This is a genomic window from Sphingorhabdus arenilitoris (genome assembly GCF_042651485.1).
GTDB lineage: Bacteria > Pseudomonadota > Alphaproteobacteria > Sphingomonadales > Sphingomonadaceae > Sphingorhabdus_B > Sphingorhabdus_B arenilitoris.
In genome coordinates this window covers 1144177-1167265 of the sequence record NZ_JBHSDH010000013.1, presented here as the reverse complement: position 1 = coordinate 1167265, position 23089 = coordinate 1144177, and the positions used below count along the sequence as shown (strand labels likewise).

28 protein-coding genes are annotated in these 23089 nt (G+C 53.8%); 20 read left to right on the top strand and 8 right to left on the bottom strand.

Annotated features, from left to right (window positions below):
- Positions 1-31 precede the first annotated feature (31 nt).
- The 4 genes from ACFOWX_RS09760 (at position 32) to ACFOWX_RS09745 (ending at position 4863) form a co-directional block, all read left to right on the top strand.
- Positions 32-1453: a GH1 family beta-glucosidase gene (locus ACFOWX_RS09760; RefSeq protein WP_381423599.1), complete on the top strand. Its 1422-nt coding sequence runs from the start codon at positions 32-34 to the stop codon at positions 1451-1453.
- 86 nt (positions 1454-1539) lie between these two features.
- Positions 1540-2391 carry an alpha/beta fold hydrolase gene (locus ACFOWX_RS09755; protein ID WP_381423597.1) on the top strand — a complete coding sequence of 284 codons (852 nt, stop codon included), beginning with the start codon at positions 1540-1542 and terminating at the stop codon, positions 2389-2391.
- A 47-nt stretch (positions 2392-2438) separates the two neighbouring features.
- The gene (locus tag ACFOWX_RS09750) at positions 2439-3467 is read left to right on the top strand and encodes a YncE family protein (RefSeq protein WP_381423595.1); all 1029 of its coding nucleotides are present in this window, start codon (positions 2439-2441) and stop codon (positions 3465-3467) included.
- Between the two features lie 79 nt (positions 3468-3546).
- Positions 3547-4863 (top strand): FAD-dependent oxidoreductase, encoded by a 1317-nt coding sequence (locus ACFOWX_RS09745; RefSeq protein ID WP_381423593.1) that lies wholly within the window; start codon positions 3547-3549, stop codon positions 4861-4863.
- Between the two features lie 40 nt (positions 4864-4903).
- Here the strand turns inward: ACFOWX_RS09745 and ACFOWX_RS09740 are convergent, their stop codons facing one another.
- Both ACFOWX_RS09740 and ACFOWX_RS09735 read right to left on the bottom strand, forming a co-directional pair.
- Complete coding sequence (locus tag ACFOWX_RS09740; protein ID WP_381423592.1) at positions 4904-5956, bottom strand: SMP-30/gluconolactonase/LRE family protein; 1053 nt, start codon at positions 5954-5956, stop codon at positions 4904-4906.
- Between the two features lie 44 nt (positions 5957-6000).
- Positions 6001-6765, bottom strand: a complete 765-nt coding sequence (locus tag ACFOWX_RS09735) for an SDR family oxidoreductase (RefSeq protein WP_381423590.1) — start codon at positions 6763-6765, stop codon at positions 6001-6003.
- Positions 6766-6861: 96 nt separating this feature from the next.
- Here ACFOWX_RS09735 and ACFOWX_RS09730 point away from each other — a divergent pair, with 96 nt between their 5' ends.
- Positions 6862-7053 carry a hypothetical protein gene (locus ACFOWX_RS09730; RefSeq protein ID WP_381423588.1) on the top strand — a complete coding sequence of 64 codons (192 nt, stop codon included), beginning with the start codon at positions 6862-6864 and terminating at the stop codon, positions 7051-7053.
- A gap of 12 nt (positions 7054-7065) precedes the next feature.
- Here the strand turns inward: ACFOWX_RS09730 and ACFOWX_RS09725 are convergent, their stop codons facing one another.
- Positions 7066-8361 (bottom strand): MFS transporter, encoded by a 1296-nt coding sequence (locus ACFOWX_RS09725; RefSeq protein WP_381423586.1) that lies wholly within the window; start codon positions 8359-8361, stop codon positions 7066-7068.
- 153 nt (positions 8362-8514) lie between these two features.
- Here ACFOWX_RS09725 and pgsA point away from each other — a divergent pair, with 153 nt between their 5' ends.
- The 4 genes from pgsA to ACFOWX_RS09705 are packed head-to-tail and all read left to right on the top strand — an operon-like array spanning position 8515 to position 10238.
- Positions 8515-9087: a CDP-diacylglycerol--glycerol-3-phosphate 3-phosphatidyltransferase gene (pgsA, locus tag ACFOWX_RS09720; protein ID WP_381423584.1), complete on the top strand. Its 573-nt coding sequence runs from the start codon at positions 8515-8517 to the stop codon at positions 9085-9087.
- A 6-nt stretch (positions 9088-9093) separates the two neighbouring features.
- Positions 9094-9345: a MoaD/ThiS family protein gene (locus ACFOWX_RS09715; RefSeq protein ID WP_381423583.1), complete on the top strand. Its 252-nt coding sequence runs from the start codon at positions 9094-9096 to the stop codon at positions 9343-9345.
- The gene (locus ACFOWX_RS09710) at positions 9342-9794 is read left to right on the top strand and encodes a molybdenum cofactor biosynthesis protein MoaE (RefSeq protein WP_381423581.1); all 453 of its coding nucleotides are present in this window, start codon (positions 9342-9344) and stop codon (positions 9792-9794) included. Before ACFOWX_RS09715 ends, ACFOWX_RS09710 begins: the two co-directional genes overlap by 4 nt.
- Positions 9795-9845: 51 nt before the next feature.
- Positions 9846-10238: a GxxExxY protein gene (locus ACFOWX_RS09705; protein ID WP_381423579.1), complete on the top strand. Its 393-nt coding sequence runs from the start codon at positions 9846-9848 to the stop codon at positions 10236-10238.
- Between the two features lie 42 nt (positions 10239-10280).
- Here ACFOWX_RS09705 and ACFOWX_RS09700 read toward each other — a convergent pair whose 3' ends face one another.
- Positions 10281-11186, bottom strand: a complete 906-nt coding sequence (locus tag ACFOWX_RS09700; RefSeq protein WP_381423577.1) for a hydrogen peroxide-inducible genes activator — start codon at positions 11184-11186, stop codon at positions 10281-10283.
- A 169-nt stretch (positions 11187-11355) separates the two neighbouring features.
- On the opposite strand from ACFOWX_RS09700, the gene epsC reads away from it, so the two are divergent.
- Positions 11356-12123 (top strand): serine O-acetyltransferase EpsC, encoded by a 768-nt coding sequence (epsC, locus tag ACFOWX_RS09695; protein ID WP_381423576.1) that lies wholly within the window; start codon positions 11356-11358, stop codon positions 12121-12123.
- Positions 12124-12146: 23 nt separating this feature from the next.
- The gene (locus ACFOWX_RS09690; protein ID WP_381424997.1) at positions 12147-12467 is read left to right on the top strand and encodes a DUF2794 domain-containing protein; all 321 of its coding nucleotides are present in this window, start codon (positions 12147-12149) and stop codon (positions 12465-12467) included.
- 26 nt (positions 12468-12493) lie between these two features.
- Here the strand turns inward: ACFOWX_RS09690 and ACFOWX_RS09685 are convergent, their stop codons facing one another.
- On the bottom strand, positions 12494-13171 hold the full coding sequence (locus tag ACFOWX_RS09685) for an HAD-IA family hydrolase (protein WP_381423574.1): 678 nt from the start codon (positions 13169-13171) through the stop codon (positions 12494-12496).
- Positions 13171-14247 (bottom strand): hypothetical protein, encoded by a 1077-nt coding sequence (locus tag ACFOWX_RS09680; RefSeq protein WP_381423572.1) that lies wholly within the window; start codon positions 14245-14247, stop codon positions 13171-13173. Before ACFOWX_RS09680 ends, ACFOWX_RS09685 begins: the two co-directional genes overlap by 1 nt.
- 90 nt (positions 14248-14337) lie before the next feature.
- On the opposite strand from ACFOWX_RS09680, the gene glmU reads away from it, so the two are divergent.
- The 4 genes from glmU (at position 14338) to ACFOWX_RS09660 (ending at position 16618) form a co-directional block, all read left to right on the top strand.
- A complete protein-coding gene (glmU, locus tag ACFOWX_RS09675; RefSeq protein ID WP_381423570.1) occupies positions 14338-15693 on the top strand; it encodes a bifunctional UDP-N-acetylglucosamine diphosphorylase/glucosamine-1-phosphate N-acetyltransferase GlmU in 1356 nt (451 codons plus the stop codon).
- A gap of 43 nt (positions 15694-15736) precedes the next feature.
- Positions 15737-16039, top strand: coding sequence for a type II toxin-antitoxin system RelE/ParE family toxin (locus tag ACFOWX_RS09670; protein ID WP_381423568.1), 303 nt, complete (start codon positions 15737-15739; stop codon positions 16037-16039).
- A 1-nt stretch (position 16040) separates the two neighbouring features.
- Positions 16041-16346, top strand: coding sequence for an addiction module antidote protein (locus ACFOWX_RS09665; protein ID WP_381423566.1), 306 nt, complete (start codon positions 16041-16043; stop codon positions 16344-16346).
- A gap of 71 nt (positions 16347-16417) precedes the next feature.
- On the top strand, positions 16418-16618 hold the full coding sequence (locus tag ACFOWX_RS09660; protein ID WP_381423565.1) for a hypothetical protein: 201 nt from the start codon (positions 16418-16420) through the stop codon (positions 16616-16618).
- 39 nt (positions 16619-16657) lie between these two features.
- Here ACFOWX_RS09660 and ACFOWX_RS09655 read toward each other — a convergent pair whose 3' ends face one another.
- Together ACFOWX_RS09655 and ACFOWX_RS09650 are read right to left on the bottom strand one after the other, a co-directional pair.
- Positions 16658-17059 (bottom strand): type II toxin-antitoxin system HicB family antitoxin, encoded by a 402-nt coding sequence (locus ACFOWX_RS09655; RefSeq protein ID WP_381423563.1) that lies wholly within the window; start codon positions 17057-17059, stop codon positions 16658-16660.
- Between the two features lie 10 nt (positions 17060-17069).
- Positions 17070-17249, bottom strand: coding sequence for a type II toxin-antitoxin system HicA family toxin (locus ACFOWX_RS09650; protein WP_381423561.1), 180 nt, complete (start codon positions 17247-17249; stop codon positions 17070-17072).
- 89 nt (positions 17250-17338) lie between these two features.
- Here ACFOWX_RS09650 and ACFOWX_RS09645 point away from each other — a divergent pair, with 89 nt between their 5' ends.
- The 5 genes from ACFOWX_RS09645 (at position 17339) to ACFOWX_RS09625 (ending at position 22764) form a co-directional block, all read left to right on the top strand.
- Positions 17339-17716, top strand: a complete 378-nt coding sequence (locus tag ACFOWX_RS09645) for a ribbon-helix-helix domain-containing protein (protein ID WP_381423559.1) — start codon at positions 17339-17341, stop codon at positions 17714-17716.
- Positions 17713-18093, top strand: coding sequence for a type II toxin-antitoxin system VapC family toxin (locus ACFOWX_RS09640; RefSeq protein WP_381423557.1), 381 nt, complete (start codon positions 17713-17715; stop codon positions 18091-18093). The genes ACFOWX_RS09645 and ACFOWX_RS09640 overlap by 4 nt, the downstream gene beginning before the upstream one ends.
- A 15-nt stretch (positions 18094-18108) precedes the next feature.
- Positions 18109-19932: a glutamine--fructose-6-phosphate transaminase (isomerizing) gene (gene glmS / locus ACFOWX_RS09635; protein WP_381423555.1), complete on the top strand. Its 1824-nt coding sequence runs from the start codon at positions 18109-18111 to the stop codon at positions 19930-19932.
- A 215-nt stretch (positions 19933-20147) separates the two neighbouring features.
- Entirely contained in the window at positions 20148-21905 is a 1758-nt protein-coding gene (locus tag ACFOWX_RS09630; RefSeq protein WP_381423553.1) for an ATP-dependent nuclease, read from the top strand.
- Positions 21906-22011: 106 nt separating this feature from the next.
- On the top strand, positions 22012-22764 hold the full coding sequence (locus ACFOWX_RS09625; protein ID WP_381423551.1) for a hypothetical protein: 753 nt from the start codon (positions 22012-22014) through the stop codon (positions 22762-22764).
- The last annotated feature ends 325 nt before the right edge of the window (positions 22765-23089 follow it).

Sequence of the window (23089 nt, the reverse complement as noted above, 5' to 3'; positions counted from 1 at the left end):
ATGTCGTTCCGGCAAAATTCGGGATAGTATCTTGGACAGACGTAATTTTATCAAAACCGGCTCGATCCTCGGCGGTATCGGGGCATTGGGCGCCGCACCAGCAGCATTGGCAAAGCCGCAACGGTTTCGCTTTCCCAAGGATTTCCGCTGGGGATGCGCCACAGCCGCGTATCAGATTGAGGGCGGAGTGAACGAAGATGGGCGCGGCAAAAGCATATGGGACGTATTTTCCCACACGCCGGGCAAAGTCGCCAATGGCGATACCGGCGATGTCGCTTGCGATAGCTACCACCGTTATGAGGAAGACATTGCGCTGCTCAAAAACCTAGGGGTCAGCTGTTATCGTTTCTCGGTCGCCTGGCCCCGGATTTTCCCCGATGGCAAAGGTAAGCCCAATCAAAAAGGCGTGGATTATTATAACCGTTTAGTCGACGGACTTCTTGCCGCTGGGATCGAACCTTATGCCACGATGTTTCATTGGGATTTGCCCGCCGCAATCAAAGGCGGATGGCAAAACCGCGATGCCGCCCTGCAATTTGCCGATTATGCGGGCTATATGGCGGGGCAATTGTCGGACCGCGTGAAGAAATTTATGACCGTCAACGAAATGCGCACTTTCATTGATGTGGGTTACCGCGCGGGCGTTCATGCGCCTGGGTTAAAATTACCGCCGGATCAACTTAATCAGGCGCGGCATCATGCCGTGTTGGCTCATGGTTTGGGCGCACAGGCCATGCGCGCAGCTGCGCGTAAAGGAACGCAGATCGGTCTTGCCGAAAATCTTGATACACAGGTTCCAGTGATTGAAACAGCGGAGCATATAGAGGCTGCGCGGCGGGCAACGCGGATAGAAAATGCGATGTATTTAACCGCCGTGATGGAGGGCAAATATATTGACGAATATTTGGAAATAGAAGGCGCCAATGCCCCCAAACCACAGGCGGGCGACATGGAAGCCATCGGCACTCCGCTCGATTTCGTTGCGATCAATGTGTATCAACCGCAATGGGCGCGGGCCGATGATAGCAAATATGGCTATGCCAAAGTTCCGCATAATCCCAACGCGCCGCATATGGCTTCGCCTTGGCTCTATGTCGGGCCAGAGGTTGCCTATTGGGCGGTGCGCTATGCCAGCGAATTGTGGAAGCCGAAGAAAATCTACATTGCCGAAAATGGGGCGTCCGCCGACGATCCTGTGACAGACGGCAAAGTATATGATGCCGAGCGCGTCATGTTTTTGCGCAATTACCTGAAAAACTTTCAGCGTGCGGTGAATGAAGGCTATCCGCTCAAAGGCTATTTTTTGTGGAGCTTGATGGATAACTTCGAATGGGCGGATGGCTATACAAAGCGGTTTGGCGTGCATCATGTCGATTTTGAAACATTGAAACGCACGCCAAAGTTAAGCGCCGTTTGGTATAAAGAAGTCATCCGGCGAAATACCATCGTTTGACGGTTCTAAGCCGTTGCGACTTTTCCCTTGCAAAGCCGCAATGTGGCTATAGGTTGCGAATTGCGACCGGATAACAGGGACGATATATGACTAAGGGCAGCAAACAACCGCGTAAGGCGGAATTTTCGATGGAAAATTTTGACGGACGCACATTGCGCGTAGCGCGCTGGACTACGAAGAAAACGGGCGCCGCAGGGCCTTTACCCATTCTGTTTTTCAATGGCATTGGCGCGAATATAGAGGCAATGTCGCCATTGGCCGACCTTATGGATGACCGCGATATCATCACCTTTGATATGCCGGGTGTTGGCGGTTCGCCTGAACCTGTTATCCCCTATAATGCGATTATGATGGCCCGGATCGCGGCGCTGCTCCTCGATAAATTTGATATGCCTATGGTCGATGTCATGGGGGTCAGCTGGGGCGGGGCCATGGCGCAGCAATTTGCGCTGCAAAATCCGTCAAGGGTGGGCCGGCTAGTGCTCAAGGCAACCAGCGCAGGGATGCTGATGGTGCCGGGCAATCCCGCCGCCCTGATTAAGATGGCCGATCCGCGCCGCTATATCGATCCCAACTATATGGAAAAGCATTTTAAGACGCTGTATGGCGGCGATGACAGCGGTAAAGGCGGCCATATCGGCCGGATCACACCGCCGACCAAAACGGGTTATTTTTATCAGCTATTGGCGATGCTCGGTTGGACCAGCGCGCCATTCCTGCCCTTTATGAAAAAAGAGACGCTGATCATGATGGGTAGCGACGACCAAATCGTCCCGCTGGCCAATGGCAAATTCCTCAATATGCTGATCCCCAATAGCGAGCTGTATGTTGTGGAAGGCGGGGGGCATTTATTCATGCTGAGCCATGTCGATCAAGCGGTGGGTAAAATCCGGTCCTTCTTGGACGGCGGTTTGGAAGAGATCCGCGAGGCGGCCTGACCGTGTTTCGGCGCGGCGCCGCATGTATTTTTGCAGCAGCAGTGGTTTTGACCGCAGCATTATCGGCGCAGGATAACGCGGCCAACCCTCCGCAACGCCCAAAATCGTCCTCCATATCCACCAAAGCTCCCACCAAAACTCAGAGTATGCTTTTGGTGGGTAATAAGGGTGAAGACAGCGTTAGCTTCATCGATTTGGACACTGGCCGCGAGGTAAGGCGGGTTGGAACCAACGGTCCTGCACCCCATGAAATTGCTATCTCTCCCGACGGCAAACAAGCCGCTATAGTGCATTATGGCGCCAACGGAATTGAGCTGTTTGATATAGCCAGCCGCCAATCAGTGATGGTAATTGAGCTTCCCGAAAATGCGCGTCCGCACGGATTGGTTTGGTTACGGGACGGGCGGTTGATTGCGTCTGCCGAAGGGATTGATGCCATTGCCATTGCAAATGTCTGCAGCCCCAATGAAGACTGCGTGCAATCGGGCTATTATGTGAATATGATTTCGACCGGACAAAAAGGTAGCCACATGGTCGCCGTATCGCCCGATGCCGCGCGTGCTTATACCGCAAACCTGACCGATGGCAGCGTCACGATGATCGACCTAGCGGCGGGCAGAGCAATCCGTTCGGTTGCAGCAGGTGCGGGAGCAGAAGGCATTGCGATCACGGCGGATGGCACAGAAATTTGGGCATCGGCGCGCGAAACCAACAAGGCCTATGTCTACGACGCCGAAACGCTGGACAAAAAAGCGGAAGTGGATGTGGGTAAATTTCCGCTGCGAATTATCGCCAGCCCGGACGGCAAATATATGGTCACGTCCAATCTGGTTGATGGCAACCTGAGCGTTATTGATATTGCCGAACGCAAGGTCGTGCGTACGATCAAAGTCACAGGCGACGCCGGTGCGCGGCAGGTGACGATATTGTTCAATGCAGATGGCAGCCGCATCTATGCCGCGTTAACGGGCATGAATAAAATTGCGGAAATTGATTTTGCGAGCGGCGAATTGCTCGGCATGCTTTCGGGCGGTCAGGATGGCGACGGCCTCGCAATTGTGACGGCGGCTCCATAATCTTGCCCTTTCTGCGCTTTTCTTTTTGAGACAAGCCGCTAGCATCTCGAATCAAGGGAATAGGGTAGGGAGAGACGAAATGCACCATATCGCCATTGTGGGTTCGGGTCCCGCCGGATATTATACAGCCGAAGCGGCTCAGAAAAAATATGGCGATGATGTGCGCGTTGATATTATCGACCGTTTGCCGGTGCCATTTGGCCTGATCCGGTTTGGCGTTGCCCCTGACCATCAATCGATTAAGGCCGTGTCGAAACGGTATGAGAAGGTCGCATTGTCGGACAATGTGCGCTTTGTCGGCAACGTGACCGTGGGGCAGCATATATCGGTGGATGAACTGCGCGATTTATATGATGCGGTGGTGCTCGCCACCGGCGCGCCAAGGGACCGGGCGCTCGATATAACGGGCGCAGACTTGCCCGGTGTTTACGGCAGCGCCGCCTTTGTCGGCTGGTATAATGGCCATCCCGACTTTGCCGATCTGGATCCGCAATTGGACGGCGGCCACGTTGCGATTATCGGCAATGGGAATGTCGCGCTCGACGTGGCGCGCATATTGTCCAAAACGAAAGCGGAATTTGCGGGCAGCGATATTGTCGCCCACGCGCTGGACCGGTTGATGACAGCGAAAACGGAGCAGATCACGATATTGGGACGGCGCGGACCGCATCAAATTGCAATGACGCCCAAGGAATTGGGCGAACTTGGCCGGCTGGAAAAGGCGGCGCCGTATGTTGACCGTGATGATTTGCCAGAGGAAGGGGCCGACGCGCTGCTCGAACCCGGGATACGCAAATCGGTGACCCATTTGCGCGAATTTGCGGCCATTCCCGAAAGTTTTCGCGGCGATAAAGATGTCCGGATCGAGTTTGATTTTTATGCTTCCCCGGTTGCCGTTGAAGGCGACGGGAAAGCCGAACGGTTGGTTGTTGAGCGCACGATATTGGACAAGGACCTGCGCAGTCAGGGCACCGGCGAAACGTATACCATCGCGGCCAATATGGTGATCAGCTGCATCGGCTATCAAACCCCGCCCATCGAAGGCGTGCCGTTTGAACATGGCCGCGGACGCTTTGCCAATGATGAAGGGCGGATATTGCCGGGCCTATATTGCGCCGGTTGGGCGCGGCGCGGGCCCAGCGGAACCATTGGCACCAACCGGCCCGATGGTTATGCGATCGTGGACTTGATTGCGGAAGATATTGGCAGCGGCTCCGGCGGATCGGGCAAAGGCGGCCGGCCTGCGCTTGATGCTTTATTAGCAGGGCGCGGCGCGGACCCTGTTACCTTCAACGATTGGAAAAAGATCGAAGAAGCCGAAAAAGCGCGCGCCCGCGACGGCGCACCGCATGAGAAATTCGTGACAATCGAAGAAATGATCGGGGCCCGGGGTTAGGGCGCCGGTGTAGAGCGGGGGTAGGGGCGCTTATGCCGCCTTATCCCCACGCATTGATGTTCAGAGGGATGCTGGCCAATGTATCGCTGGCGGTTAAATAGAGCGTCCGGCCATCATCACCAAAACAGCAATTGGCACAGGCTTTACCCGGGTTGATCCGGCCCAGCAATTTGCCCTGTGGCGACAGGATCAGGACGCCGCCCGGTCCGGTTGCAAAAATATGCCCGCTTTGCGCTACGCACATGCCGTCGGGCAAGCCGGGCGCATCTGCGCCAGCCAATGGCTGTGCATCAAAGAACAGACCATTGTCACTCACGCTGCCATTTGCGCCAATGTTATAGCTTTTCAAAATCTGTTTGTCGGGGTCCGATTGGGCAACATAAAGTGTTTTTTGATCGGGAGACAAAGCCACACCGTTGGGACGGGTCAAGGACGCATCGATCAGGGTCACCGCGCCGTCCTTGGCAAGCCGGTAGACACCGTTATGCGCCTGTTCCTTATCGGGTGAGCTATCCTGCCCTTTCAGGCCATAGGGCGGGTCGGTGAAATAGATGCTGCCATCGGCGGCCTCAACCAAGTCATTGGGGCTGTTGTATTTTTTGCCGCTATATGCGCCGGTCAGGATTGTTTCGGCTTTGCGGTCAATGTCAATTTTGGTCACTGCGCGTTTGCCATGGCTGGCGGCGAGCAAGCTGCCATCGGCCATGATCCACATGCCGTTGATGCCTGCACTGTCAAAGGGCGCGGGGTCGGCCCCGTCGGGCAGGCCAGACGGTTTCAGCCATGTTTGTAGGCCGTCCCTTTTGTTCCAGGAAAAGACGGTGTTTTGCGGCACATCGGAAAAATACAGCCGCTGACGCACTCGGTCCCAAACCGGACCTTCGGACCACCAGAAACCATCAGCCAATTTCGCCAATTTTGAACGGGTATCGACAATTTGCGACAGGGCCGGATCAAATTGTTCGACCTTACCAAATAGAGGATAGTCGGTGGCAGGCGGCGCCATGGTTTTTTTGCCATCGGTGCAACCGTTGAGCATGGCCGATCCCATTGCGCCCAATGCGGTGATGACGGTGCGGCGGTTCATATTCATTTTCAGTCCCTATTATATTGTCAACATCGCCCGGCCAAAGGCGCTTAAAAACGGATCATCACTTTCCGGGCCAAAGCTGGCGAGATGGAATAAACCAACCGCAATATTTTCACCATGCCGATATTGGCTTCCGCCTTATTCGCGGCGATGGCATGCACAATTTCCGCTGCGCAGTCCTTAGCGGTCATTTTGCCGCCGTCACGATCAGCGGTCATCGCGGTTTCCACGACCGGGGGCAGGGCCTCGATCACATGAATATTGGTTTTGGCGAGATTATGGCGCAGCGCCTGAGTAAAGCTGCGCAGGCCCGCTTTACTGGCGCAATATACTGGGCCGCCCGCGCGCGGTGCCAGCGCCAGTCCCGATGTGACATTGACGATGGCCGCTTCGCTGCGTTCCAATAATCCGGGTAACATGCGTGCAATCAAATGCATCGGCGCGTTCAGGTTCAGGAATAGGGCCCGGTCGGTCAGGTCAAGGTCAACCGGTTCACCTGGGCCGAAATTTCCGCCCATCCCGGCATTGTTGATCAATATATCAATCGTCCTGCCTGACAGCTTCGCGGCAAATTCTTCGCATCCTTTGGCGTTCGACAGATCGGCGGATATCGCCTCGATACCCTGCGCTGCGGCTGCCTCCAGATAATCGGCGCGGCGGCCGCAGACGATAACCGAAGCACCCTTCGCCTGTAACTGCCGCGCTATTTCAATGCCGATACCATCTGTCCCGCCGGTGACTACCGCGCATTTCCCCGAAATTTCCATATGCCGCTCCCTTAACCCCAAATCAGTTTCGTTAACCTTCGTCATGCCCGCTGTCGCATTATGACACAGGGGGCACCGGCTTTATTGCTTAACCATCTTTCGCTCTGGCCATTATCCCTAACAAAAGATTAACAAGCGTCTATGGAAAAGAGAAAATTGGTCAGCCTCAACGAATCCGCCCGTCATCCGCTTCGCCGGATGCTGCCGCCGCCAACCGGCGGTCTGCTCGTGGTGCAGCCCGAACCATCCAGCTGGTGGAAAAAAGAAGATACGCATCTATTTCTGCTCAGCTTCACCGCATTTTTCATTACATTTTACAGCTTCATCGCCTAAATCGCTGTATCATTATCGGCTGGCAACAGGCTCAATCGCATCGCTCGCTTTATGCAGCAAATAGGCAAGCCATGCCGACACGATGCAGGCCGCTGCGATCATGAATAATGTGTCGGCGATGCTGACACCCCAATGCACCAACAACGCATAGAATAGAGCGCCTGCGACCATCGCGCCGCTGTTAACGATATTATTGGCGGCGATAGTGCGCGATGTTTCGGACTTCGCGACGGTTGTGGTCAAAAATGCGTATAGCGGCACGACGAACATTCCGCCCGCTATGGCAATGCCCAGCAGCGAGCCGAGGATGAAATCCCCCTGCGCAAGGCTTAAAAATGCCTTATAGTCCATCAACGTCGATGTGTCATGCGGCCATACCCGGACGTTCCACCATAGCAAAAGCACAAACAAGCCCATGGCAATGACGGAGGCCGGGGAATAACGCGCGGATACTTCGCCCTTTAGCAAGCGATTGACCGCCACCGACCCGATCGCCACGCCGACCGAAAATATGGCGGTGAACAAGGTCGCAACCGTATTGTCGCCGCCCAGCGCATTTTTGACCATCGGCGGGAATTGCGAAGCCAAAACCGCGCCAATCGCCCAGAAAAAACTGATGCAGATAATCGCCAGCCGCAGCCGCCGCCGCCGCAGCGTTTCTTTCAGCAAACGGTAGCTGCCCTTAAAAATATTCCATTCGAGCTTCACCGATTTGCCATTTTCTTCGGCAGGGGCGCTGGGCACATATTGCGCGCTGACCCGTCCGATGATGGCGCAGGCAATCACGCCGATTGCCGACCATTCATGCGGGATGATACCGCCTGCAATCGTGCCGCCCAAAATGGCCATATAGGTGCCAGCCTCCACAAGGCCGGTTCCGCCCAAAACCTCATTCTCTTCCAAATGTTGCGGCAAAATGCCATATTTGATCGGACCGAAAAATGTCGAATGCACACCCATCGCAAATAATGCGAGCAGCATCATCGGCACATTTTCCAGCATCATACCAGCAGCGCCGACAATCATTATCCCGATTTCCGCCGTTTTGATGGTGCGGATCACGTTAATCTTGTTAACGCTGTCGGCCAATTGTCCGGCCAGCGCAGAAAATAGGAAAAAGGGTAGGATAAAAATGGCCCCTGCCAAGGCATTGAAATTCGCCTCTACCTTAGGATCAGAATAGATTGCATAGGTGACCAATATCACCATCGCCATTTTGAAGAAATTGTCGTTAAACGCGTTCAAGAACTGCGTGACAAATAGGGGCAAAAAGCGGCGCTTGTTGAGCAAAGCCAATGACGACTGCATAAATTTGGATAATCCCTTGATTCCGTTGCGCCCGCTGTAGCGATTGCTGTCATTATCGCAAACAGCTTTATCATGCGGCAAAGTTACGGAAAGATGACGCGGCGAAAAATAGATGCGTGATTTCGCAATCAAATGCCGCTATCGCAGCGGTCTATGTTAAGTGTTCCCAATATCCTTACTTTGTCGCGCATATTGGCCGTGCCGATCCTCGTATTCCTGCTATGGCCTAGCATGACAGAGGCCGGGACGCAGCCGACGGTGATCGACTATGCGCTCGCCTTTGGCCTCTATGCGCTGATGGCGATAACCGATTATTTTGACGGCTATTTGGCCCGCACCCAAGGGACGGTGTCGAAACTCGGCATCTTTTTGGATCCGATTGCCGATAAAATCATGATCGCGGCGGTGATATTGTTGCTTGTCTTCACCAAGGATGTGGATGGATGGCACGTGATTGCGGCGCTCATCATCCTCCTGCGCGAAATAACCGTATCGGGCCTGCGCGAATTTTTGGCTGGGCTGCAGGTTTCTGTTCCCGTGTCTCAGCTGGCAAAATGGAAAACAACGGCGCAGCTTTTGGCCTTTGGCGGGATTATCTTGGCTGGCGCGGTTCCGGCTTGGGAATGGATCAAATTCACCTCGCTTGGCCTATTGTGGGTCGCCGCCATTTTGACTTTAATTACCGGATGGGATTATCTGCGCGTCGGTATCAAGCATATGGATTGACGGGCGATGCGGCTGGTATATTTTGCATCGGTGCGCGAAGCAATGGGCCGCGATGGTGAGGATTTTGACCCGCCTGCGCATGTGAATAGCATCGACGATTGCCTGACCTTTTTGGCGCAGCAAGGCGCCGAATATGCAGCCGCCTTTGCGCAGCGGGAAAAACTGCGCTTTGCCCTGGATCAACAAATGGCGAAACATGATGCCCCCATTGGCACGGCAACGGAATTGGCGATATTCCCGCCTGTCACCGGCGGATGATACAGGTTCATATTCAAACAGAACGCTTTGATACAGGGGCGCTGCTGAGGCCGCTACACCAATTGGGCGGCGGAGCGGTGGCAAGCTTTACCGGCATTGCGCGCAGCGACCATAACGAAGGCAGGCAGGTCAGCGCGATCCTATTGGAGCATTATCCAGCGATGACACAGGCCGCGCTCGAGGATTTGGCAACCGAAGCGCAGGCCCGTTGGTCCTTGCTGGGCGGGATAATCGTCCACCGCGTGGGCCGGATAATTGTGGGCGAGGAAATCGTCCTCACCGCCGCCGCCGCCCCCCACCGCGCCGCCGCATTGGAAGCCTGCGCCTTCCTGATCGACCGGTTGAAAACCGATGCGCCATTTTGGAAAAAGGAAATTTACAGCGACGGCACCGCCGCCTGGGTCAAGGCAAAAGACAGCGACACCGCCCGCGCCGACAAATGGGTTTAGGCCAACGGATTATGTCACGCAAAGGCGCAAAGATTTTTAAGAGGGAAGTGTATGCAGGATTTGGAGGATATAGCCTCAACCGTGATTGATACGGCAATGTCGATTCATGTGGATGTTGGACCGGGGCTTTTGGAATCTGTTTATGAGCAGCTTTTAGTAAACCGGCTGCGCTCAAGAGGACTACAATGCGACCGGCAATTGCCGGTCGGAGCAAAGATTGACGGTCTGGATTTCCCCGATGCATTCAGAGTAGATATTCTTGTCGACCAAAAGCTCTTGATTGAAGTAAAATCCGTCACCCTATTAGCGCCCATTCATGCGAAGCAAACGCTGACCTATCTCCGCCTCATGAAACTGCCGCTTGGGCTGCTAATCAATTTTGGCGGTATCACTTTACGTGAAGGATTGAAACGAGTGGCTAATAACTATCGTCAAGGTCACTGATAAGCTCTTAAAAATCTTTGCGCCTTTGCGTGAAACCATTACTCACTCCGCCTGTAACTCTCGCATCGCCGCGGCCAGCATTTCAAATTCCTCTCGGCGCGGGCTGTTGGTTCGCCAGATCAGGGCGATTTGGCGGCTCGCATGGTCGGCATTCAGCGGCCGTGCCACAACCTCGGTTCCTTTTAATAGGCCAGCATCGACCGCCATTTGCGGGATCAGCGTCAGGCCCAGTCCATTGTCCACCATTTGGATCAGCGTATAGAGCGACGTGCCCATCATGCTGGCATTGGCGCGCAGTTCGGGGCGGTTGCAGGCGGCGAGCGCATGGTCCTTCAGGCAATGACCATCAACCAACAGCAATAGCCGCGATTCGTCGATCAAATCTGGCGATATCGTGGCCGGCGGATTATCCGGCTCGCCCTTGGGCATGGCAACATATAGGCCATCTTCGCATATCGCCGCGCTTTCCACATCGCCCGCCGCAAAGGGCAGGGCCAGCAGCACACAGTCAACCTGCCCATGATGCAATGCCTCCACCGCTACTGCGCTGGTTTCTTCGCGCAGATAGAGTTTCAAATCGGGATATAGTTTGCGCAGCCGGGGCAGCAATTTGGGCAGCAAAAACGGCGCAATTGTGGGGATGACGCTCATGCGCAGATCATCGGCAAGCGGCGTGCCAGCCGAGCGCGCCATTTCGGCAAGCTCTTCGGCTTCGCGTAATATCCGGTGCGCTTTTTCGACAATCCTGTCGCCAAGCGCGGTAAAGCGAACGACCCGGCGCGTGCGTTCAACCAGCGTCAGGCCGAGCAGGGTCTCCAATTCGCGCACGCCCGCCGAAAGGGTGGATTGCGTAACGAAACTGGCTTCTGCTGCTTTGCCAAAATGGCCATGTTCTTTCAGCGCGACGAGATATTGCAATTGTTTCAAGGTGGGGAGATAGGTGCTCATTGATCGATTATTCCTTATATACCGACGAAAGTAATCGTTTCATGCGTTTAATGCGAGCTTTTTTGCCGCTATCTCTGGAATATTTTCACCGAAGCGCTTAACTGGAGGCAAGTTTGTTACGAATAGAGTCCCGGCACCATATCCATCATCCGCCGGGAGGAGATAATTTATGCTGTCCAGGCTGATCGAATATCTGGATTCCATCATCGCCCGCGACCCCGCGCCGCGATCGCGGTGGGAGGTGCTGCTTTATCCCGGCGTATGGGCGCTGGGCTATCACCGCATTGCCCATTGGCTGTTCGAAGGCGGGCTGTATTTCTTGGCGCGGCTGGTCAATCATTTTTCGCGGTCATTGACGGCGATTGATATCCATCCCGGCGCGAAAATTGGCAGGCATTTTTTCATCGATCATGGCTTTACGGTGATTGGCGAAACCGCGATTATTGGGGATAATGTCACAATTTACCAATGCGTTACACTGGGCGGAACCAATCCCACCAATGGCGAGGGCGGGAAAAGGCATCCGACCATCGCCGACAATGTGATCATTGGCGCAGGCGCGCAGGTTCTGGGACCGATTGTGGTTGGCGAACGCGCGCGGATCGGTGCCAATGCCGTCGTGACCAGCGACGTTCCAGCGGGCGCGACGATGATCGGGCCCAAATCGCGGCCCACCTTGGTCAAGGTCGAAACCTACGAACAGGAATTCATTCCCTACGGCACGCCTTGCAGCGAGAAATTTGACCCAGCAACGCAAGGTATGGAATTGCTCCGATGCGAGGTTGAGACGTTACAGCGTCAGGTTGCGGCCTTGCTCGCCGAAAGGGGCGAGAAGCCAGAGGTTAAGGCAAAAGCGCGCGTGTCTAAATTGAAACAGCCGCAAAAGGACGATGCGGCCCATTCGGATGATAAAGTAAAAGGGGCCAGCGAGGGTTGAGCGCCACCATCACTCCTTTCCCCATGCCGCCGTCCAAAGGCGGACAGGTCGGGTTTGAACGCGATGAATTGCAGCAGATACTCAACCTATATGGCCGGATGGTCGCGGCGGGCAAATGGAAAGACTATGCCATTGACATGGACAAGGACGCCGCCTGTTTCAGCGCCTTTCGCAGGGCCGCCGAACGCCCCGAATATCGCATCGAAAAACGCCCCGCGTTGCGCAGCAAGCAGGGCATGTGGGTCCTGATCGGCGAAGGCGGCGCGGTGCTGAAACGCGGCCATGAACTCGGCCCATTGCTCGCGCCCGTCGAACGCAAGCTTATGAAACTGGTCGGGGGGTGAAGCGGTTTATTGCTTATTTATTGCGATTAACATCCAACCGAAATTCTTGCCAAAGCGGCGTCCAATTCGTCATAATGATCGATCACGCTGTCCGCGCCCAATGCCCGCGCGCTGTCGGGGCGGAAGCCGAAGGTGACGGCGATGGATGGGATTTGTGCGGCCCGTGCGGCGTCAATATCGGGGGAGGCGTCGCCGACAAACGCCGCGCGTCCTCCGCCGCAGCGTTGTATCATTTCGTGGATGGGCATGGGCGATGGTTTGCATTCCGCAAGACTATCGCCGCCTATCACTGTTTCGAACTGGTCAAGCAGGCCAATATTGCGCAGCAGCTTCACCGCCAGATGTTCAAATTTATTGGTCACCACCGCAAGCGTTACGCCGTATAATTGCAATTTATCCAAAGCAGGCAGCAGGCCGGGAAATAGCGGACAATCGCTGCCCAAATTGGCTTCATAATGATCGACCAGGACGGTGGTCAGATGCTTGACCAAATCGCGGTCATGGCCGCCCGATTGGTCCAGCGCCATTTCCAGCATCGCCGGCGCACCCATACCAACCAGCGATTTGACCCGCGCCGGCGCAATCTCCGGTCGCCCCGCGCTGCGCAAGGCATGGTTGAGCGAGGCGGATAGTTCCAAGCTGCTGTCGACCAAAGTGCCGTCAAGGTCAAAGCCGATAATGTCAAACGCGAAGGCGGCGGCCATTATGGCGCGTTCTTGGGAAGTATGGATTTGAGATTTTCCTGACCTTGTTTTGCCCTTTGCTGGCTTTCGGCGATAATTTGATCCTGTTCGTCCAATAAACGGTTTATGGTTGCCGAGTGCCGGATGAATTCATTCATATCACGGTCATTGCTGAACAGGAAATCAGGGCCCTTTGCCTGCCAATTCCGGCGCGCCAGAGTGCGGCAGTTGTCGTATAAGGGCTGGGCCATTTCGGCATGAATATCCCATTTGCGCGAAATATCCCTGACACTGCGTTCTTTGGTGGATAATATGCCTTGGCGAAGGCCATCCTTCATTGCGGGGGATGTATCCAGCGTATCAATACCATCTATATATTCGTCCAGCATTTCCAATTGCCGCTGTTTGTAAAAAAGGGCGCTGTCTCTCAATTTCCGAATATCGGCGCATTTGCGCAATATGCCGGGATGCGCCGTCAACTGGTCTGCGGTCATCATTTTATCCAAACCCATTTTGACCAATTCTGCGTCATAATCGTCGGCAATTTGATTGGCTTTGGTTATCATATTGTTGGTGTGGGCTGAAATCGGCCCGGCATTGGCCATTTCATCACTGGGAATCGGTGCGCCATTTTGATCAAATTTATATTCGCTAATCGCGGTCAGATCCTCGTTCAATTTCTGGCTTTCCGATCCATATTTGGACATGCCAAATAGTATGCCAAAGACCAAAGTCGCGGCGAGCGTTGACCCCATCACCACCGGCGTTTGGTCACGCAGCCAGAATAGGTAGAGCGGCCCCCAAACCATGATGACGGTGATCATCGTCATGCCAAAGACCGAGCCAAGCATATAAGCCCCGCTAGTGCCGCCCAAGGAGGGAACCGTAGCGCTGCCGAGCACGCCGAGTAGCATTACAAACGGAAAAACACAGCCGCAGCCAAATTTCAAAGCCGGATTATCCAGCACCCCTTTGGGTTTATCTTCGCGCGCCATTTGCTGTTCGTAAACCGCGTCCCAATCGGTTTCGGGCGCTCCGCCGCTTTCGCTGCCCCCGCCGATAATCTTCACGGTCGTCCTATTTTCGTCTTCGGCCATGCTATCCCTGTTTTACGTGCGCCCAAACTGTCCCATCTTTATTGCCTATTCTATATGGAAACGGCAAGCATTTGGTGGCATGGCGTTTTCATGACACAGAATAGCGATATTGCCGCCATTATCCTTGCCGCTGGAAAAGGTACGCGGATGAAATCTGATCTGCATAAAGTGCTGCATCCCATTGCCGGGCGGCCGATGCTGTTTCACCTGATGGACGCGATCAACCGGTTAAAACCAGCGCATAAAATTGTGGTGGCGGGCGACCGGCGTGAACAATTGGAACAATCGCTATCGGGTTCGGGTACCACCATTGCCTTGCAAGAGGAACAATTGGGTACGGCCCATGCCGCGTTGCAGGCGAAATCCGCGCTATCCGCTTTTACTGGCAATATCCTCATTTGCTTTGGCGATGTGCCCTTTTTGCGGACCGAAACGGTGCAGCGTTTATGTGATTTGCTGCGCGATGCGGAAACCAAGGTCGCCGTGCTCGCATTCCGCCCCGCCGACGCCGGAGCCTATGGCCGGATCGTTACCGATGGCCGCGACCGGGTGATCAAAATGGTCGAATATAAAGATGCCGATGATGCCGAACGAAAACTCACGCTTTGCAATTCGGGCGTGATGGTGGTGCATAGCGATGATTTGTGGCGTTTGTTGGAATCGGTTGGCAATGACAATGCCGCCGGTGAATATTATCTGCCCGATGTCGTTACCAATGCGCTGGGCGAGGGTCATGTGGCGCGGATACTTGAAACCAGCGAAGAGGAAGTGGCCGGGGTCAACAGCCGCTTTGAACTCGCCGCGATGGAGGCCGCCTGGCAACAACGCCGCCGCAAATTGGCGATGGAAAGCGGCGTGTCGATGACAGCGCCGGAAACGGTATTCTTCTCCTACGATACATCCATTGGCCGCGATGTGATGATCGAACCGAATGTATTTTTCGGCCCCGGCGTATCCATCGCCAGCCATGTTTCGATCCACGCTTTTTCGCATATTGAGGGCGCAACCATCTGCGCAGGGGCAAGCGTCGGCCCCTTCGCCCGGCTGCGCCCCGGCGCGTTGCTGGAGGAAGACAGCAAGGTCGGTAACTTTGTTGAGATGAAAAAAGCAACGCTGGGCAAAGGGGCAAAGGCCAATCACCTGACCTATCTGGGCGATGCGATGGTGGGCGCAGGCGCGAATATTGGCGCGGGCACGATTACCTGCAACTATGACGGCTATTTCAAATATCAAACGGTGATTGGCGAAGGTGCATTTATCGGCAGCAACAGCGCATTGGTCGCGCCAGTGAAGATCGGCAAAGGCGCCATCGTCGGCGCAGGCAGCACCGTGACCAAAGATGTCGCAGCAGGCGACCTAGCCCTAACCCGCGCCGAGCAAAGCGCCAAAACCGGCTGGGCCGACAGGTTCAACGAGGCAAGCGCGAAGAAGAAGGCGGGTCGGTAGGTGTCTATTTTAATTGACATGCGCAATCTAGCTTTGTAACATAATGAAGTCGCCATATCGTATCGCCCGGACCGAAATTTTCGGAAAATGGCTGGACGGATTGAAAGACCGAAAGGGGCAAACGATCATTGCCCGGCGGATTGAGCGCGTGGCAGTCGGCAATCTGGGCGATGTTAAGGCGCTGGGCCAAGGCTTGCATGAATTGCGGATTGCATTTGGTCCCGGCTACCAGGTCTATTTCACCTTTGAAGGTGATAGGCTGATTATCCTGCTATCGGGCGGGGACAAGGGTAGCCAGAGCCGCGATATTGCCGCCGCTCGAAAAATGCTGGTTGAGGATGAATGACATGACAAAGGTAAAAGTGGAAACCAAGCGCTTCGATCCTGCGGACTATGTGCGCAGTGATGAGGAGGCAGCTTTGTATATCAGCGATGCGCTGGCGGGCGGTGATCCGTCGGAAGTGGCGGCGGCTATCGGCACGGTGGCGCGCGCGCGCGGGGCAAGCGGCCTTGCCCGCGCAACCGGCATCAGCCGAGCTGCGCTCTACAAAGGGTTATCGGCAGAGGGAAATCCGACATTGGCGACCGTTCTCGCGGTGCTGAAAGAACTGGGCATGACGCTTAAGGTTGAGCCGGAAGGTAGGGCGGCGTGATGGATTGGGGCCACGGGTTTGGTGAGGCTGGCGGGACGAAGAAGGGTGGCCGGTAGGTCGCTGAATAAACTATGGGGAAACGCAAAATCCTTTACGTTAAAGAAGGTTGGACGCCTAATTCTGGTTTCCAAGATGTGAACTTGCTACTAATCGAACAAGCTGAGGGCAGTTTTCGCAAGGCCAATGGGAATGAATTAGCAGTTATTATTGAGGATTACCCCCATTTGATCAACCATATCGAAGCGCGATATGGTGAAGATGAAGAATGGTAGCCGACAAACATTGTCGCATGGCACCATGCCCAAACACCCTCAAACCGCCCCGTCGCCCTCCAGCGTCCGTCTCGCGATATAGCCTGAGCGGGTTTCGCCGACTGCTTGCGCCAGGGCATCAAGCCGTTTCAGCACGCGGCGGGGCAGGGTGATATTCACGCGTTCGCTTGCGTCATCCAGCAGCGCAGGGTCAACCGTTATCACGCCAAAACTCCATCCGGCATAATCGGGATTATCGCGCAGCGCCGAAAGGCTGGAAGGCGCAGGCACAGCGCCGCCTGCATCCAGCGTTGCATCAATCCACGCCGCCGCTGCTTCCTCCGCATTGGTCAGTGCCTCATCCAGCGTATCACCTGCCGAAAAGCACCCGGGTAAATCGGGCACGACCACGCCGAATGCCGTGTCTGTATCTCCTATTTCAATCGCCACGGGATAACGCATAATCAAATTCCTATAATCCGGCCTGTTTGCGAATGGCGGCGATCAGCCCTTTGCCCAAATCCTTTTTAGGATGCGGCACGGTGACATGCCCGCCACGTTCCGGATGCTTGAACACATGATGCGAACCGCGTATCCGGTCGAGCGTCCATCCGGCTTTTTGCAGCTCCCGGATAAGATCGACGCTTTTCATTATGTGTATAATACACAGTTCTCCCTTAATGTCAAGAAAATGAATAAATCTGTTGACATGATATCATGATATGATATCAATATATCATTATGACCCGAATCCTTGCCGACCTGCCCGATGAAGACATCAAATGGCTCGACCAGCTCGCTGCAGAGCAGGGCAAGTCGCGGGCATCAGTGCTGCGAGAGGCTGTATCGGCCTATCGGGCGGAAGTGCCTGCCGCAGGTAATAAAGATTGGCTCGATATCGGCTTCGGTGCCTGGAAGGATCGCACGGATATTGGCGACTCTGTCGAATGGCAGCGCCGAGAGCGCGCGTCATGGACCCGGTACTGGGATGATGATTATGAAGAGGTGAAGGCTGAATATCCTGATCTGTTTGACGAAGAAGATGATCGTCAGCGGAAAATCTATCTCGATATGTTGAAGGGTAAATATCCCGAACCGAAAAGACCGAACACAAAGTGAGCGGTTTTACTTTCGATTCCAACATCATCATTGATGCACTGTCCGGGTTTCATCAAGCGCGTGCTGAAATTGACCGGGCTACGGATTTCGGCTCCCGTGCATGGATCAGCCGAGCCGTCTGGATTGAAGTTATGTCAAAGGGCGAAGGCGAGGGGCTGCGTCGCTCGGAAATCCTGCTGTCCGGCTTTAGCGTCGATGAAATCGATGCCGAGATTGGTGAGCGTGCAGCGGCTTTACGACGTGAGCGGGGCGGCCTTAAGGCTATGGACGCCATCATCCTCGCAACCGCTCAAACACGCGGGCGCGTACTTATTACACGAAATACAAAGGATTTCCCTGCTAACATGCCGGGGATTCGCGTTCCCTATATTTTATAACGAAAGCAAAAATCCATGTGCGGAATTATCGGAATTGTTGGCAAGGAAGCCGTTGCAGATCGCCTCGTCGATGGGCTGAAACGGATGGAATATCGCGGCTATGATTCGGCTGGCGTGTGCACGCTGCATGATGGGCAGATGGTCCGGCGGCGGGCGCAGGGTAAGCTTGCGAATCTTGTGACCGAGCTTGCCAGTAATCCCGCGCCCGGCAATATCGGTATCGCGCATACTCGCTGGGCCACCCACGGCGCGCCGACCACTAGCAACGCGCATCCGCACGCCACGCCGCATGTCGCGCTGGTGCATAATGGCATTATCGAAAATTTTAAGCAGCTGCGCGATGAGCTAACCGCGCGGGGGCGGAGTTTTGAAAGCGAAACCGATACGGAGGTCGTCGCCCATCTGGTCAGCGAACAGGTGGAGGCGGGGCACTCCCCCGCCGACGCGGTCAAAGCCGTGCTTCCCATTTTGCGCGGCGCATTTGCGCTGGCGATTGCCTTCCGTGAATTTCCCGACTTCCTGATTGGCGCCCGTCTCGGCTCGCCTTTGGTGGTGGGTTACGGCGATGGCGAAACCTATCTGGGCAGCGACGCGCTCGCGCTTGCCCCGCTGACGCAAAAAATTGCCTATCTGGAGGAAGGCGACTGGGTCGTCGTTGCTGCCGAAGGGGCGCAGATTTTCGACAAGGATAACCACCCCGTCACCCGCGAAGTGACGACATCGGGCGTATCGGCGGCGGCGATCGAAAAGGGCAATTACCGCCATTATATGCAAAAGGAAATTTTTGAGCAGCCCACCGTGGTCGCGCAAACCTTGTCCAGCTATATCCGCCCGCTGGAGCAGCAGGTGGCGCTGCCGCAGATGGATTTTGACCTCGCCGACGTAAAACGGATCACCATCGTCGCTTGCGGGACCAGCTTTTACGCGGGGCTGGTCGCCAAATATTGGTTCGAACAATTCGCCCGCGTGCCCGTTGACATCGATGTGGCGAGCGAATTCCGCTACCGCGACCCCGTATTGGAGGCGGGCGGGCTCGCCCTGTTTATCAGCCAGTCCGGCGAAACCGCCGACACGCTCGCCGCGCTGCGCCATGCCAAGGCAGAGGGGCAGAAAATTGCCGTGGTGGTCAATGTCCCCACATCGTCCATGGCGCGCGAGGCCGACCTGCTGCTCCCCACCCATGCCGGGCCGGAAATCGGCGTTGCCTCGACCAAAGCCTTCACCTGTCAGCTTGCCGTGCTCGCCGCCTTTGCCGCCAATCTGGCGGTGAAGAAGGGGCGCATGACCCGCGCGGAGGAGCAAGAGGTCGTTCAACATCTGACCGAAGCCCCCGCCGCGCTCAACGCCGCGCTCGCCCATGATGACGATATTGCCGCAATGGCGCATTTAATCGCGCCCGCGCGCGACGTGCTGTATCTGGGCCGCGGGCCCGATTTCCCGCTGGCCTTGGAAGGCGCGCTGAAGCTGAAAGAAATCAGCTATATCCATGCGGAGGGCTATGCCAGCGGCGAAATGAAGCACGGCCCGATCGCGCTGATCGATGAGGCCGTTCCCGTGATCGTCATCGCGCCATCGGGGCCATTGTTCGAAAAAACCGTCAGCAATATGCACGAAGTCATGGCGCGCGGCGGCAAAGTCGTGCTGATCTCCGACGCAGACGGCATCGCGGAGGCGGGCGAAGGCTGCATGGCGACCATCGAAATGCCCAAAGTGCATCCCCTGATCGCGCCTTTGGTCTATGCCGTGCCGGTACAGCTCCTCGCCTATCACGTCGCCTGCGCGAAGGGGACGGATGTGGACCAGCCGCGCAATCTGGCGAAGAGTGTGACGGTGGAGTGAGGGGGTTGGGGGTTATGGGCCTTCCAGCGGAGTTCAAAGATAGGACAGGCGGAGAAGGAAGGCATGGGTTTAGTATTGGGTCTTCGGAATTCGGAAGCACGATTGATACTAATTGTATTGACTCGAAATATATTTATCGGTTCTGGTTCTAAGCCTTGAATAACCGCCTTTGAGCTATATATTACACTCAGAAATATATTTTGGGGATAAATATTATGCAGATAATAGACCGAGTCGAGATAAATTATTTTCGGTCTGTTTACAGTATTTCTGTGAAAAAATTGAAAGAGCTTAATGTTTTTATAGGGCCAAATGATGCAGGAAAGTCAAACATTCTGCGCGCTTTGAATCTATTTTTCAATAATCAATCTGGATATGATGAAGACCTGCAATTTTTAATGGATGTGACTCATTTAAGGCAAGACGAGGCGAGGGATGCAAAAGGCAGGCTAACAATATGGATAAAAGTTCATTTCAATAACGTCGAAAAATGGAAAACACTTCCAGAAAAGTTTTTTATTAAAAAGACTTGGAATAGATACACAGATGATCCAGAAGTCACATCTGACGTTAAAAATAAGCAATCTCTAACACGCTTTCAGAATAAGTTAAATTTTCATTATATTCCAGCTGTCAAAGAAAGAGACATATTTTCAGATTATCTGAATTTGTTGTATGAAACTCTTTCGGAAAGAGATGATATAGGGTTTTCTGGTCCGGCTGATGCGCTTTCTGCTGCCGTCAATTCATCAATTCTGGATTTAACCGATAGAATTCAAGTTGCCCTTGCTGTCAAAAGTAATATTCAAATTCCGAACGACTTAGAGAGCATTTTTGAACGACTTGAGTTTTTTACCGATCAGGATTCCTTCCGAGTTCCGCTATCTCGCCGTGGTGATGGTCTACAGGTTCGTCATATTCCACACATTCTCCAATATATCAGTAATCACAACAAAAAATTGAACATATGGGCATATGAAGAACCAGAGAATTCTTTGGAACTTAGTAACGCTTATTTACTTGCTAACGAGTTTGAAAATGAATTTTCAACATCAAATCAAGTTTTTATTACAAGTCATTCTCCCGCATTCTATTCCCTTTCATCGCAAAGAACAAAGCACTTTCTTGTAAGAAAGGCTGTGACACAATCGGGTGACAGAGACAATTGGATCACAAGTTTGGAGGACTTAGAGAATTCCGAAGTAGCAGATGCCGAACTTGGCGTTGCACAATTAATTGCGGATAGAAGCAAAGAGGCATTCGCGGAGATCAAACGATTAAAACAAAAAAATGCAGAGTTGGCTAAAATAACTGCGCCTGTCGTTCTAACTGAAGGAAAAACGGATGCGTCTCTATTTTCCGCTGCATGGGACAAATTGTATCCAAACACCGCAATGCCTTTTCAAATAAAGTCATGTAGCTTAGGTGGATCGGAACATGGCTCCGAAAATGCCGGAGCTGATGAACTGAAAAAGATACTTGAATCTACAACGAAGGATCAAAATCCAACGCGGATTGGAATTTTTGACAGAGATGACAAGGGGCTGTTATGCTTCGATAACCTAAGAAAACACAATAGCTTTGGTGTAGAAAACGACGCGAAACTCAATCAAAACTTTCGTTCCGGCGCAGTGAGATTGCCGGAGCTAACGTGGGGCAGCCCTTACGACAAATTTGTCAAGGATTCGATGTGCATTGAAATGATGTTCCCTTATGATGTCTTTCCGAAGAAGCATCTTGAATTCGTTTTCATAATGGGTGGCAAGAAACTAGCCAAAGAAAAGGGGGAGACGTGGGTTGCAAAACTAACGGAATCACCGGACTTGTTCGATGATGTTCCTTTCCGAGTGGTGCCAAAATTCGGAGATAAAATAGCGTTGGCGAGCAGTCTCGCAAGCCTTGATAGAACGGCGTTCACGGAATTTAAGCCCGTTTTTGGGCTGATCACAAAGTTATTTCAGCAGATGTCTTGAGTACTCAGAGAATTCCGACGAGTTCCTAGGACACAATGCTAATTAGCGCGCGGGCGGCTGGCGGAGTGCCATTTATTTCGTAAAAAAGGAAAAAGGGAAAGAAGGCATGAAGAGGTTGCGCCCGGATGCGGCCGCCGCGTGCTTGCGCATCGCCGCAAATGACAATAGCAACAACGCATGGCGCGCAGCGCCATTATGCAAATGTGGATGGGGAGATGGCGGCGTGAGGATGGTTGTGGGTTTATGTGCTGCGGTTTTGGGGCTTTCGGCATGTGGAGAGAGGGAGGCATCGCCAGAAATCCCCGAGGCAATAGAAAGGATGATGTCTGCATCGTTTCCCGCGGACGGTCAGATTTATGTGCAAAGTCAAGAGCGGTTTTTGATAAACTCTTTTACAAATCTGTGCTTGCATCAAAGCTCTGGAGAATTGAAAGGCCAATATTATTCAACGCCATTTAATGATTATTTTCGGCAGGTTATGAATAAAGAGAGAAGCATAGACAGTAAGGGTCGGTTCTCAGATAGCAACTTAGATTGCAAAAAAGAGCGTAGTGTTTTCTTATTTTCAAAATCCTGGCCCAACCGCCAAGGCAAGCCTTACAAGCTGGTGCTAGCGGTGTGGCAAGGACCGATTGATGCGCAAGGTCAGCCAGAGGCCTATTGGGTCGGCGGGGTGGAGCGGGGAGAGGGCAATATGCCGCCTGTTATGATTACATCGCCTTTCGATATACCGGGAACCGGGCCTACAGATGAACAAAGCAAGAAACTGTCTCAAATGAGATTGAAGGAGCAGAAAGGTTTTGATGGCAGCAGATTATCTGAAAAATTTGCGTGGAGCGTTCAGGGGGACGAAGAATGAGTAAAGCAGCGATTGAGCGCTCGACAATAATAGCGAGGCAGAGCGGTTATAGGAAGCATAGTGAGCAGTCTCTATCTTTTTTAATTCCGGGGACATTGCGTAATTTAATTCCGGGGGCACAATACTAATTAGTGCTTGGCTCTCCGCGCAGCTGCCAGTTGTAAAAGTGGCGGGGAGGGAAAGAGGGGGCGGCGCTTGCCCCAACCTGCTTTTTCCTCTTCTGTCTTTTTTCTTCGATGAAACCACTGGCACTGCGCCAGCCGCCCGCGCTGCATTCTGGTTCGTGCAGAGACCGCCTTGTCCCCAAACCTTACCATAAATCGTC